The 13,747-nt window shown below is 59.4% G+C and carries 5 protein-coding genes; 4 read left to right on the top strand and 1 reads right to left on the bottom strand.

What is annotated here, in order from left to right; genetic code table 11:
- Positions 1 to 38: 38 nt before the first annotated feature.
- A complete protein-coding gene (locus tag M2305_RS04855) occupies positions 39 to 1,106 on the top strand; it encodes a glycosyltransferase family 4 protein (RefSeq protein WP_264648720.1) in 1,068 nt (355 codons plus the stop codon).
- A 7-nt stretch (positions 1,107 to 1,113) separates the two neighbouring features.
- Here M2305_RS04855 and M2305_RS04850 read toward each other — a convergent pair whose 3' ends face one another.
- Positions 1,114 to 6,393 (bottom strand): Hint domain-containing protein, encoded by a 5,280-nt coding sequence (locus M2305_RS04850; RefSeq protein ID WP_264648719.1) that lies wholly within the window; start codon positions 6,391 to 6,393, stop codon positions 1,114 to 1,116.
- A 240-nt stretch (positions 6,394 to 6,633) separates the two neighbouring features.
- Between M2305_RS04850 and tsaE the strand changes: the two genes are divergently transcribed.
- The 3 genes from tsaE to addA are packed head-to-tail and all read left to right on the top strand — an operon-like array spanning position 6,634 to position 13,669.
- Complete coding sequence (gene tsaE, locus M2305_RS04845) at positions 6,634 to 7,083, top strand: tRNA (adenosine(37)-N6)-threonylcarbamoyltransferase complex ATPase subunit type 1 TsaE (protein WP_264649932.1); 450 nt, start codon at positions 6,634 to 6,636, stop codon at positions 7,081 to 7,083.
- A complete protein-coding gene (gene addB / locus M2305_RS04840) occupies positions 7,080 to 10,115 on the top strand; it encodes a double-strand break repair protein AddB (protein WP_264648718.1) in 3,036 nt (1,011 codons plus the stop codon). The genes tsaE and addB overlap by 4 nt, the downstream gene beginning before the upstream one ends.
- The gene (gene addA / locus M2305_RS04835; protein WP_264648717.1) at positions 10,112 to 13,669 is read left to right on the top strand and encodes a double-strand break repair helicase AddA; all 3,558 of its coding nucleotides are present in this window, start codon (positions 10,112 to 10,114) and stop codon (positions 13,667 to 13,669) included. The genes addB and addA overlap by 4 nt, the downstream gene beginning before the upstream one ends.
- The last annotated feature ends 78 nt before the right edge of the window (positions 13,670 to 13,747 follow it).

Genomic DNA, 13,747 nt, shown 5'->3' with positions numbered 1-13,747 from the left:
CTTAGGCGTTTTGAGTTGAATGGGGTAGACCATCCCGCATGCGGTGCGCCTTTGTCATCCAACATATTAATGCAACAGGCGGAACCGAACGCTCTGCCTGCGCGGTGATGAACGGGCTTGTTCAGCGGGATGTGACGGTTCATCTGCTGGAACTGGTGGGAAACGGCCCGCCCGTCTTTCCGCTGGACGACAGAATTCCCGTAAAATCGCTGTTTGAAAAGCCGGTAAAAATTTTCAACTCCTGGCCACGAATTGTTGGGAAACTGGTGCGCTATCTGAAGCGTCACCGCATCGACACACTAATTGTCGTGGAAGCCACACATGCCCTGTATGGCGTGGCTGCGGCCCGTCTGGCTGGGTGTCGATGCATCGTGTGGGAGCACTTCAATTTCAACATCATGCTGGGGCGTCGCAAACGGGTCTGGGGGCGGCAGATTGCGGCACGATGGGCTGATGATGTGGTGGTCCTGACGGCGCGTGACAAAGCGCTCTGGCAGGCAGGACTATCCCTCAAAGCGTCTCTGTCAGTTATTCCGAATATGGCCCCCCCGGTCTGGCAGACAGCTTATGCGCAGGCTTCTCGTCTTGTTCTGACGGCAGGTCGGCTGACTGCTCAGAAAGGCTATGATCTCCTTCTGAAAGCCTGGGCGATTATAGAAGCCGATCAACGCGGAGCAGGCTGGTCTCTGCTTATTCGTGGAGACGGACCGGAACGGCTCATGCTTCTGCAACAGGCGGCGTGCCTGAAGCGGGTGACGATTGCACCCGCGACCCCTCATCTTGACGACGATTACCGGCAGGCCGCGCTCTACGTGTGTTCATCGCGCTACGAAGGGCTGCCGATGGTTCTGCTTGAGGCTGCCTCAGCGGGATTGCCGGTGGTGGCGTTTGATTGCGAAACTGGCCCGGCGGAAGTGGTTGTGCCGGAGGAAACAGGAATCCTCGTGCCACCAGAGGATTATATCGGACTTGCTGAAGCTCTTCTGGCTCTGATGGAGCAGAATGAAAAAAGGCGGCCCATGTCTGACATGGCCCGCCTTAAAGCACTGGAATTTCAGGAAGGCGCCATCATGGATCGATGGATGGCTCTCCTGGGTCAGTCCTGACTTTTCTTCAGCCTGCTGCCTGAAGCGTTACTTTCCGCTCAAGTGCCATACCTAGTGCCGTTGTCACAGCGTCTTCAGAGAATGTGGCGCTGGTGTATGTCTGCCCGGCTTCAATGATGCCAGACAGGGTTTTGGCGGAGTGTAGCGCCACAATTTGTTGGGCCATGTCTTGGGTGGTGGACTGGACGAGGCCACGCAGACTGTCCGGAAGCGCCAGTCCTTCTGCGGCCACAGGCGTCATGATGCAGGGCACGCCCGCAGACAGGCTTTCCAGCACCTTGCCCTTGATGCCTGCCCCGAACCGGAGAGGAGCGACATTGAGGCGCGCCTGGTTCAGCACGCTGTCCAGGTTCTGGACATGCCCAAGAACCCGGATGCGATCGCTGGCCAGAGCATGGATGCTATCTGGCATCTCTGCCCCAACCAGAGTGCAGGTAATGGTCGGATCCATGGCCCACACCGCCGGCATGATGTCATTCACCAGCCACTGCACGGCATCACTGTTTGGGGCATGTGCGTAATTGCCAATGAACAGTACGCCGTTTCTGTCGTGGCTTGTGGACGATGTGCTGGCCGCAGGTGTTGCCCATGGAACCACATGCACAATGGCTTGCGGCAGATCTTTCCGAAGCTGGGCCGCTTCTGCTTCAGAGTGCGTCAGGACAGCATCCGCCTGTAGCGCTGCACGGTATTCCGCCACACGAATCTGATTGGCCTTTGCCATCAGTTCCGGTCGGCCCTGCACTGCAGCCTGACGTGCCAGACGCAGGAAGTGAAGGTCTGCGACGCTGTAGAGGACGTAGGCTTTCTGCTGGTTGCGGCGGACGAGTGCCATGTAGCGCGTCGCGATGTCTTCACGGTGCAGATACACGACGTCGAAGCTGTTCAACTGGCGACGCAGAACGTCTTCAACGGACGCAAAGAACGGTAGTCCCTGCACCTTTACACTCGGCAGTGAGTCCAGAGGTGCGGTCATGTCCATTTGGTCAGCGGCTACGAAACAGACGTCATATCCCAGAGTTTCGAGGGCCATCATGTGAGACAGGATCGCCTGCGACCCTGCATCCCGCTTGGCATCGGGGCGAAGGCTGTCAATGACGAGTGCGCGCTTGCGTTGCGTGGTGGCCTTCGTGGGCATTCCCCGGCGACGGCGCGTGGCATGAAGAGACTGTTCTGCCAGACCACTCACGGCCAGCGCACGGGACTGTCGGAGTTTTTCCACCTGTCCGAGGAGGAAGGACAGAACCTGATCGCCAGACTGCTCGTCAGCGGCAGCAGACACAGCGCGGGCTACAGTCTGCTCCATATCCGCGTCGAAGGCGGTTACGGGTTCCAGAACCTGTGGCGTGCCCAGAAGTGCGCCGTCCTCTTCCCGACGCACTTCCAGGACATGGCGTGTGAGTGGGGAGAGGCCGCCGGGCAGGATCACATCGAAGCCGCAGAGCAGGGGCCGTCCGCTCTTGGCAACATCGGGGCGACGACCGTTTGCCACAATGGAAGCGAGAACCACACCGTTATCGACGATCTGCAGAGTCACGACATCTTCGGGATTGGCAGGGTTTGTGGCCCAACCGGAGATGCGATTGCGTGTAGCGATGTCGATGAAGCCATCCAGAGGGGCCACTGGCGACGGTGCCAGAACGGCCTGTGGAATTTTCTGCTCCATCTGGTCCATCATCCAGGGCGTGTTGCCCAGGGGAGCGTGATCGGTGGCGCGACGCACTTCCAGAACGTGACGATCCAGCGGAGACAGACCGCTTGGAATGTCAAATCGGAAGCCACAGGCTCCACCAACATCTGGCCTTGCCATTGACGTAGTGACTTCGCCGAGAACAACCCCATTATCTAGGATCTGAAGACGAACGGCGTCAGTGCTGCCCGGAACGCGTGCCCATCCTTCAATATGGGTGTGGGTTACGACGTCTAGGAAGCCTTCCAGAGCGCCCGTTGCCACACGTGTTTTCGTCGAAAGAGCGTTCAGGCGCGTCCGGATAGTGGCTAGTTGAGCGCCTTCTTCAACACGCGGTGCGCAATAGCGGGCCTGAGCCTGCGCTGCTGCAGGATAGAGCGCATCATACTCAGAGGCATTGTGGAACATGCCGCGAGAGCTGTCGTCTACAAAGGTTTCAGATTCTGCACCGTTCGCGAAGATAACGTCGTGGCTTTCCAGCTCAATGTGGAAATAAGCCACCTCATCCATGCGTTCTGCCTGAAGGATGCTCTTGCCATTGACCAGAGCGACTGCAGGGATCAGGACCCCGTCCAGATACATGGCGTGGAGCGGCGAAACGGACAGGTCCTGCTGGGGCAGATTGTTGCCCAGAGAACCGCTCCGGAAAATGACTGGCAGGATGTCGCGGTTGCCATTGGCGAACGTACCCGAATAGCTGCGGCGACCGATCCAGTGAATAGCCCGCAGACCGTTCGAGCGGGTCTGAACCAGGTCACCGATTTCAAGCTGCTCGACGGGAATTTCCCCGCGGTTCGTCAGAATGAGCGTGCCGCGGCAATAGCACGGCGTCCCTTCGGCGAGGAGCAGGGTGCCGCCTGTACTGTCAGACTGAACTGTGAAGAAATCGGCGGCGTAATCGCTGTCGAGAGCAATCGTATAGGTGTCTGTGCCGTTGGAGATTTCCAGCGTGGAAGGGTCTGTCAGGGTTGCTGTTGTGCTGCTGGACCAGGCGAGTTCCGGCAGATCCACTTTTGCACCACTGGCAAGATGGATATTCTTGGTCGTGCTGCCGGCATAAAGTGCCAGGCGGCTGCCATCACCAACGCTGATGTTCGAGGCTGTGCTTCCGCTGTGAACGGCAGCGGTCTGACTATTCGTTAGAGCAACGTCGGACAGAGCTGCGCCGCTTGTGGCGCTGTAGTCCGTCATTTCCAGCAGGGTCAGGGACGGATCGTGATCCGATTCACCATCCAGCTGCCCTGTGTTGATATGCAGGGTCTGGAACTGGCCTGCATTGGCGAACCCGTCCGTGCCGATGGTGTGATCAAGGGACTGAGCGTTACCTTCATAGATGTAGGTGTAGCGGTTGCTCGCGTCTTCCTTGGTTTCCATGTCCGTCAGGCCAGCGTTGGCATAGACCTGATTGGCGTCGCTCCACGCCACGTCATTGAAGTCACCGAGGATGCCGATCTTGGCGGTTGGATTGCTCGAAAGCTGGTTCTGGACGTAGTTCGTGATGTACTGGGCCTGCGCGATACGGTTGTTAACCGTTGCCGTCGTGCCACCATGGTTTACCGGGGGCTGGGTCGCGCCATAAAGCTCCGAACTTCCAGCCTGGGAGGACAGATGCACGTTGATGAGTGTGACATCCTTCCCGTTGAACTCGAAGGTTCCAACCAGTGGCAGGCGGGTATTCTTGAACGTGCCGCTCAGTTCCTCACTGCCGATGGTGGTAACGGGCTCTTTCAGCGTGACGCGGTCTGCGTTGTAGAGGAACACGCTACGGATGTTGCCGCCCGTGACACCGCCCTGCGTGTTATTGGCAGGATCAACCTGCGCCCACGAGTAGGTCGGGCCACCGGCATCTGCGATTGCCTTGACCAGCGCTGCGAGGTTTTGCTCGGCGCTGACCGTACCGTCGCTGGTTGTGCCGCTGTCGTCCTGGATTTCCTGGATAGCCAGAACGTCCGGGTTGTCGAGGTTCTGCACGATGATCTTGGCAACCTGCGCCAGACGGTCTGCATTGGCCGGATCAAGTGCGTTGAAATTCTCGATGTTATAGTCACTGACGAGAAGATTCTGCTCGTCCTTGTGGAAGGTCGTGACCGGAGCAGGCGTTTCCGTGTGAATGACCGTGACCTGTGTGGTCGGGATCAGTTCATAGACGCCGTTGTAATAGGTCAGAACACCCGTGATATCGCCAAGCTTGTCACCGACTTCGGCACTGATGGCCGAACCAGGGGTGACGCCGCTGTCGTAATAGATTTCGACGCGCTGGGTGTTGATGCTGCTCTCGGTGCTTTGAAGCGCACCGGTGGGCGTCAGGAGGCCATTACCATTATCAGGCACGACCCATGTGGCATTGGACGCGGTGGCGCCGGTCGCCACGACATCATGCAGGGTAATGACCTGACCGATGAGGTTACGATAGAAATCAAGAGCGTTCGTATCGGGGCTTAGAGACGCCGTGCTCTTGTTAAGATCGATCGCCTGCTCAAGGTCCCCGAGGTAAGACGCTGCTGGAACCGTCAGGCCGCCCTGACCAATGACCGTCGGGGCAATCTCTGCGTAGGCCGCGCCCGTATCGGTGTAAGAGACCAGATTGATCTCCGGCAGCGTGAGGGATTTGCTCCAGGAGGTACCGGAGTAGTTCGTGACGGTGCCGGTAATGGTAACGGTTTCACCCACGGTCGGAAGGGTGGCTGTCTTACCCGCATAGACAAAGATGCCCGTGCTGCCGATGCTGTCCTTGTCTTTGCTGGCCTGCTGAACCCAGAAGCCGATGCTGCCATTCGTATCGATTGCCGTGACGACGCCAGTGGTTGTGACGCTGGCGCCCGCATACGGGCTGTAATAGCCGACGCCATTGATCTGCTGGATCGTCAGGGTCTGGGGCGTGGTGCTGGTTCCGCCAGACGAGCTTCCGCCTGTTTCCGATCCGGTGCCAGTGCCCGTGCCACTCCCGGTATCGGAGCCCGAAGAGCCTCCCGTGCCGGTGTCAGAACCACCGGTGTTGGTTCCTGTTCCTGAACCGCCTGTAGCGCTCCCGTCATTGGCGGCTCCCGGTGTGACCAGAACCGTTCCCGCAGCGGCAGTGGTTCCGTAGCCTTCGATACCAGCCAGTGAGGGGTCATCAATTGCCCAGTCGGAAGCGCTGTTTGTGTCCGTTCCATCCGGAATGCGGGAGGCGCCGGCAATCAGCTTACCCGTCAGAACTGGAGCGCCAGCATAGGTCGGATCACCGCTGCCACCGTCTGAAACGGCAATGGTATCTCCAATCTCAGACCAGGGCGTGGAGGTGAACGTCCCACCATTGGCGGTATCGAGATCATCGCCAGCCTTGCCGGTGAAATTCTTGACCAAAAGGACAGTTTGCGTGCCGTTCTGCAAAGCATTCGTCTGGTATGGGGTCACCCAGTAGCCAGCGCTGTTGGTCGTCCCGAGTTGAAAAACGTTGTCAATTTTGCCCGCGACGCTGCCGTCACCATCAACAACGATCAGTGACCATTCACTGTAATCTGTGTCGGCATCCCCTTTGACTTCAATAAATTCGTTCGGATCTCCCGATGCACTTGGATTGAACATGAATTCATTGATCAGAAGATTGGATGTCATCGGCAAATACCCTGACTGGAATGGTCTTGTTCAGAATGGTTACTGAAAAGTTAAGAACCATTTCTCTGTGTATGTAATAAAGAGTCAATAAGGATTGTTTGAATTTTTCAAATAATCACAAAACGTTCACTTTATTTCGTTTTGTGTCATGTTTTATGCTTGTGACGAGCAATGCCCTGTTGTCAGAAAGCAGAACATCCACCGCTTGATGGATGAGGCGTGCGGCGTCACATTGCGGGGATGCAGATACGTCTTCCCGATCAGCCCTCGACCGAACATCTTGCCGCCCGAATCGCCGGGCTGTGCGCTCCGGGCGATTGCATTGCCCTGTCAGGCGGTCTGGGGGCCGGGAAAACTACCTTTGCGCGGGCATTTCTGCGGGTTTTGGCCCGTGATCCGCAGATGGACGTTCCAAGCCCGAGTTTTGCACTGGTTCAGCCTTATGACACCTCTGCCGGGCCGGTTTTCCACTATGATCTGTGGCGGCTGGATGGGCCGGATGCGCTGTATGAACTGGCCTGGGATGAAGCCTGCGAAGGCATCATGCTGGTGGAATGGCCAGAGCGCGCTGAAGATCTCCTCCCTGCCAATGCGCTGCATCTGACGCTCACCTCGGGCGCGACAGAAGACCAACGGTTTGCAGAGCTAACCGGCTGGCCGAACGAGCGCCTGAGCGGGATTGCGCTATGACCGTTGTGACGATCGCGGGCACCGAGCCGTTTCTGGATCGGGTCGCTCATGAATGGCTGAAACAGGACCCCGCTGCCGGAACGGATGGTCCGGGCTTGCTGCTCGTGCCGAGCCGTCGTGCCGGCCGTGCGTTGATGGAAGCGTTCCTGCGCGTGCTGGATGGCAAGGCATCCCTCCTGCCGCGCATTGTTGCGATAAATGACGTGGATGAAGAGGCGCTGGCGTCCATCGGGATTGATGTCTCGTTGCCCCCGGCTGTTGAACCACAAAGACGGCTGGCTGTTCTGTCCATGCTGATTCTGCAAACGCCCATTGTCAGTGTCGGAGTGGACAAAACCAAAGGCATTGATCGGGCATGGCCTCTCGCCAAGGCCCTGGCTGACCTGATGGATGAGGCCGAGCGCAGTGGCGTCGATCTGGCAAAAAGCCTGCCGGACGCTGTGGAAGAACGCTTTTCAGAACACTGGCAGCAGACGCTGAAATTTCTGGAAATCGTTACGACCATCTGGCCGAAATGGCTGGAGGAAGAAGGTCTATCGAACCCCGTCGCCCGTCAGGTCACGCGTCTGAAAGCGCAGGCAGCGGCGTGGCAGCATGTTCCTCCCCACACGCCAGTTTGGGCGGTGGGGTTCGCAGATGGGTCCGCAGCGGTTTCAGATGTGCTGGCGGCGGTTGCGACGTTACCCGCCGGGCTGGTGATCCTGCCGGGTGTTGATCTGGACCTGCCTCAGGCGATGTGGGACGCGCTTCCTGCGTCACACCCACAGGCTGGTCTTAAGGAAATTCTTACGGATCTGGGGCTGATACGCGACGATCTGACGGATTGGGACGGCGGCAGGGATCGGGCCAGAGAGCGCCTGATGCGTGGCGTCATGCTGCCGGAACAGGGGATTACGGCCTGGGGGCGGGATCTGAACCCGCGTGATATCTCTGGCCTGTCCCTGCTGCCCGCACAGGATCAGCAACAGGAAGCGCAGTCCATCGCGCTGATCCTCAGGAATGTCGTCTCCGTCCCCGGCCAGACCTGTGCGCTTGTGACGCCAGATCGCAGCCTTGCCCAGCGTGTTGGGACCGAGCTTCTGCGGTTCGGGATTTATGCTGATGACAGTGCGGGTGAGCCTCTGGCGCAGACGCCAGCCGCCGTGTTCCTGCGCTTGATCGCCACGGCGGCCGAGGCCCAGCTTTCACCGGTGGCTCTGCTTTCTGTTCTGAAGCACCCTTTGACGTCTCTTGGTCGGACACCGGGCAACTGTCACGCCTCGGCCCGTCGGCTGGAGCGTCTGTTGCTGCGTGGACCTGCTCCTGCACCCGGTATTGCAGGCCTTAAAGCGGCGCTTGAGACCTATATTCAGAACCAGCGTGATCCGGACAATGGGGCAAGCGCGGATGCTCCTGATGAGCCGGAAGGGCCAGCAGCGTTCATCGCCCGGATTGAAGCCGCTTTCGAGCCTTTGCTTGGCCTGTCTGGCGCGGTTCCACTCCCTAAATTGCTGGAAGCCTTGATCCATACTGCCGAAGCCCTGGCCGCGACTGAAACAGAACTGACCGCAGAGCCCGAAGAAGGACTGCATCCGGGCGGGCGTCTCTGGATGGGGGACGATGGTGAGGCGCTCTCCCGCCACTTGGCCGCTTTAATTCAGCATACTGGCATCCTGCCCCCCCAAAGGCTGGCGCATCTGGATTCCTTCCTGAACACGTCCATGGCCGGGCAGATGCTGACGGGTCTGCGCGCGCATCGGGGTGGTGTAGAACTGGCCCATCCGCGTGTCACCATTCTCGGTGTGCTCGAAGCGCGTCTGTTGGCGTTCGATGTGGTTGTTCTGGGTGGATTAAACGAAACGGTCTGGCCACCTGCAACAGATCCGGGGCCATGGCTGAGCCGCCCGATGCGGACGCGTGTTGGTCTGCCGTCTCCCGAACGACAGATCGGCATTAGCGCTCATGATTTCGTCTCAACGGCTCTGGCCGCTGGGGAGGTTGTGTTCTCCAGCTCCGCCCGGCGTGACGGTGCACCGGGTGTGCCCGCCCGCTGGATGGTGCGAATGGAAGCGTTTCTGGGTGGCCGTGGGCAGAAACTGCCGATGCATCCCGCGCTCGAATGGCAAAAGGCGATGGATCAGCCGCTGGATGGCGCGGAAACCGTGGCGCCCCCTGAGCCAAGGCCACCTGTGACACTCCGCCCGCGTCGTCTGAGCATCACGGAGATCGAGACGTGGATGCAGGACCCGTATGCCATTTACGCCAAGCATGTCCTGAAGCTGAAGGCGCTTAAGCCGCTTGAAGAAGGTGCGGAACACGCGGATTTCGGCATGATTGTGCACGAGGCCATGGATCGCGTTCTTAAAGACTATCCGGACCGCTGGCCGCAGAACGTAGCCTCATCCCTGAAGCGTGCCTTCGCGGAAGAACTGGCCAAGGCCAATATGAGACCTGCACTGGTCAGTTGGTGGGCCCCAAGGCTGGAGCGTATTGCGGACTGGGTTGCCGTACAGGAGCGGAGCCGTCGAGAACAGGAGCACGCCACTGCGCGGCATATGGAAGTGTCTGCGTCCTTCAAGATCGAAGCTGCACGTGCACCGTTCGAACTCCGCGGCCGGGCAGATCGCATTGACATTGACGAAGATGGCAAGGCGACGATCTTCGATTACAAGACCGGCTCTCCGCCCACCGGCAAAGCCGTGGAAGGTGGATGGTCCGTTCAGCTTGTTCTGGAAGGGGCATTGCTGGCCAAGGGTGCTTTCGAAGGCGTTCCGGCTGCCGAAACGAAACAGCTTCTGTACTGGCACCTGACAGGCGGCGATGATCCGGGGAAAGAGAGCGAAGTCCCGAGCCGGAAATCCAGCCTTGATGCGGCTGCCCTGATTGGTGAGGCCATAGAAAAACTACGCGGCCTCATTGATGAGTATGACCAGCCTGATCAACCCTATCGCTCCCAGCCCTGGGCCGGACATGTGCCGCGCTACACGGATTACGCCCAGTTGGCACGGGTGGATGAATGGCGTGCGGCCTATGCGGAAGGAGATGACTCATGAGCGAGACCCGCAATCGCGCTGACGTTATTGCTGAAGCTGATCGCACGCAGATTGCCGCATCTGACCCAATGGCGTCCGTCTTCGTGTCCGCGTCTGCCGGATCAGGTAAGACGAAGCTGCTGATTGATCGTCTGCTTCGCCTGATGCTGCCCCTTGAAGTAGAAGCAGGTGATGGGTCGATTGTGTTGGCTGAAGGGGCAAATCCGTCCCGTATCCTGTGCCTGACCTACACCAAAGCCGCCGCCGCCGAGATGGCCAACCGTCTCCAGTCCCGGCTCGGCGAATGGGTGTCGCTCCCGGATGAGCGTCTGGGTCGGGAACTTGAGAAATTACGTGTCCCCAACACGGACGAGACGCGCCGGGCGGCCCGTGCGCTGTTCCTGAAGGTTCTGGACCTGCCGGGCGGTCTGCGGATCGAGACGATCCATGCGTTTTGTCAGTCGCTTCTGCGCCGTTTCCCACTTGAAGCCTCAGTCGATCCGCATTTTACCCTGATGGAAGACACGGATACGACGCTGGCTTTGCGGGAAGCCATGGAAGACGAACTCGCCAAGGCTCCGAAAATCGTGGCGGAGGTGGCGGGGACTATCGGGATCGACCGGTTCTTCCAGCGGATCCGCGCTCTGAACATGGAAGAAAGTCGCGTCCGTCCCCTGCTGGATCGTTGGCAGATCCTGCCGGATGCTGTGCTGAGCGCCTATCGGGGAGCCCTGAAAGCCGGGCAGGAGGCGGCATCTGATCTGGAAGGGTTGATCTGTAAGCCTCCAGAAGAAGAGCGACTGCGTTCCGAATTGCAGGCTCTTCAACCTTTGGCAACAGACAGTGCTCTGAAGCTGGTTGTACCAATGCTTGATTGGTTGGCGTCTCCCGTTGAAAGTCGCAATCCTGCTGTCTGGATGGGGAGCTTCATTGTTAAAGCCGGGACGCTTAGAAAAATAAACGGTTTTGCCAGCGCGCCAGCCCGGAAGGTTCTCCCGCATCTAGAAGATATCATTACGCGCGAAGGCCAGCGCCTGCTGGACCTGACCGAGAGCATTAAGCGCGCCGTGCTTCTTTCCCTGAACCGTGCACTTCTGTCCCTTGCCGCGCCGATGCTGTTCAGCTTCCGAGAGGGCAAGGCCGCGCGTGGACTGGTGGACTACAACGACCTTATTCAGGAAACGCGGAATCTGCTGGAAGATCCAGGTGCGGCCTGGGTGCTCTACAAGCTAGATGGCGGGATCGACCATCTTCTACTGGATGAGGTGCAGGACAATTCGGGCCTTCAGTGGGAGATCGCCGGAGCTCTGACATCCGAGTTCTTTTCCGGTGAGGGCGCCTGGGAGCAGGGGCCGAGACCCCGCACCGTGTTCGCGGTCGGTGACTACAAACAGTCCATTTACGGATTTCAGGGCGCTGATCCTGAACAGTTTCATAGCTGGAGAGCCGAATTTGCCCGCCGCGTTCAGAATGCGGGTCTGCCGTGGCGTGATCCGGATCTGAACGTCTCGTTCCGCTCCGTCACGCCCGTTCTGTCTTTTGTGGACGCGGTCTTTTCCCAGCCGAATGCCGCACATGGCCTGCTGGAACAGGGGCAGGAGACACTTCTTCCCCATGTGTCCGCGCGTCCGGGGCAGGGTGGGCGCGTTGAACTCTGGCCGCTTGTTCCGGTGTTGGAAGGCGAGGACGATGATGAAGGTCTGACGCCCTGGCAGGCTCCGAAAACCAATACCGGCCAGCGCAGTGCGCCACAGCGTCTGGCGGAGGCCCTTGCCGGGTGGATTGATCAACAGATTGGCCGTTCGCCGCAACCGGGACAGGCGCCTTTGAAAGCGGGCGATGTTCTGATTCTCGTGCCGCGTCGTTCGTCATTCCTGCGCTCCCTGATCCGGGCGTTGAAGTCGCGGAATGTGCCGGTGGCAACACTGGTGCGCGTTGGTCTGACACAGCAGGTCGCTGTGCGCGACCTCATGACGCTCTGTGCGGCACTGCTTTTGCCACAAGACGATCTGACACTGGCGGCGGTTCTGACCTCACCCCTCGGTGGACTAAGCGATGATTCCCTGATGGCGCTGGCGACGAAAGACGGTCGCGCCCACGCCCTTGGCCCGAAAGGCCAGCCGCTCTGGACTGTTCTGCGGGAACGTCATCGGGAGCGTGCGGAGTGGCAGGCAGCGTGGACGATGCTGTCCGCGCTCTATGCACGGGTGGATTATGCCACGCCGTATCGTCTGTTGGCCGAAGCCCTTGGCCCGCATGGTGGGCGCACAAGACTGCTGCGTCGTCTTGGGCCGGAAGCGGCTGAACCTGTGGACGAACTGCTGACAGCCGCCCTACGATACGAAGGACTGCACCCCCCTTCGCTTCAGGGATTTCTACATTGGCTGGAAGCCAGCGAAATCACCAGTAAGCGTGAAGCCGAAAGCGAGACCGGGGCTGTCCGCGTCATGACTGTGCATGGATCGAAGGGATTGCAGGCCCGGCTGGTCGTGATGCCGGATACGTTGTCCCGTGCGCCAGCCAGTGGAGACTTTCTGTGGGAAGAAGCTGCGGGGCTGGATCTTCCGATCTGGGTGCCGAAGAAAGATGCCGGAACGGATGTTACGACGGCTTTGTCTGCGCGGGATGCGGAAAAGGCGCGGGCGGAGAACAACCGTCTGCTCTACGTGGCACTGACGCGCGCCAGTGACTGGCTGGTGATCTGCGGAGCCTCCACGAAACGTCAGCCGGAAGACACTAGCTGGTATCGTCAGTGTCAGGCCGGCTTCGAAACGCTCGTCAATGCGCGATCCGAACCGCTGGGACTGGGGTGGGACGGAGATCGTCTGCTTCTGGAAGAAGAGCGAAGTGTGGCTCCCGCGCCGGATGCCGCGCCGCAGATCGTCACGCCCATGCTGGACTTGCCGGTCTGGCTAGGCCGTGCGCCCGAGTGGCGCGCGGATGTTGCGCCAATAGAAGACGCCATGACCCGGCCTCTGGCGCCAAGCCGGCCGGATGGCGCGGAGTTTGGCGAAGTGCCCGCAGCCCGCTCCCCGCTGGAACTTCTGGCGGGGAGGCCAAAGCCAGTTCGGGAACAGGCCATGCGGCGCGGCACGATGATCCATCGCCTGCTTCAGCTTTTGCCGGAAACGCCTTCCGAAGACCGGCTGGCGCTCGCAACCCGCTGGCTCTCCAGACCTGCGCTCGGGCTGACAGAGAACGAGGTCGAGCGTCTGACGGATCAGGTCATGGGCGTCCTGCATCATCCGGATCTCGCACCTCTGTTTCAGGCAGGCAGTCGGGCCGAGCAGCCAATATCGGGCATCAGTGAGGGGCGCGTGGTTCTGGGGCAGGTGGATCGTCTGTGGATCGGGGACGGAGAAATCTGGATCTGTGATTACAAAACGAACCGCACTCCCCCGAGTCGCGTCGAGCGGACACCCAAAGCATATAGACATCAGATGGCGGCCTATCGGGCTGTTCTCCAGCAACTGCACCCCGATTTTTCCATTCACTGCTCGCTGGTCTGGACGGAGGGGCCCTCTGTGATGGTTCTTCCAGATGAGCTTCTGGATCGTGTACTGGAGGAGTCTTGATTTAATGGGCAGGCTCTTGCAGTCCTGACCAGAGAAGCCGATATCGGTTTACAGAAACACGTTTCATCACAAGGAACA

Source organism: Gluconobacter cerinus, assembly GCF_025961355.1.
Taxonomy (GTDB): domain Bacteria; phylum Pseudomonadota; class Alphaproteobacteria; order Acetobacterales; family Acetobacteraceae; genus Gluconobacter; species Gluconobacter cerinus.
The sequence above is the reverse complement of the archived record's forward strand: the minus strand, read 5'-3'. Positions and strand labels throughout refer to the sequence as shown.

Excerpts from the sequence above, each read along its gene's own strand:
- addA (WP_264648717.1), top strand. The coding sequence starts at position 10,112 with ATGAGCGAGACCCGCAATCGCGCTGACGTTATTGCTGAAGCTGATCGC.
- M2305_RS04855 (WP_264648720.1), top strand. The coding sequence starts at position 39 with ATGCGGTGCGCCTTTGTCATCCAACATATTAATGCAACAGGCGGAACC.
- tsaE (WP_264649932.1), top strand. The coding sequence starts at position 6,634 with ATGCAGATACGTCTTCCCGATCAGCCCTCGACCGAACATCTTGCCGCC.
- addB (WP_264648718.1), top strand. The coding sequence starts at position 7,080 with ATGACCGTTGTGACGATCGCGGGCACCGAGCCGTTTCTGGATCGGGTC.
- M2305_RS04850 (WP_264648719.1), bottom strand. The coding sequence starts at position 6,393 with ATGACATCCAATCTTCTGATCAATGAATTCATGTTCAATCCAAGTGCA.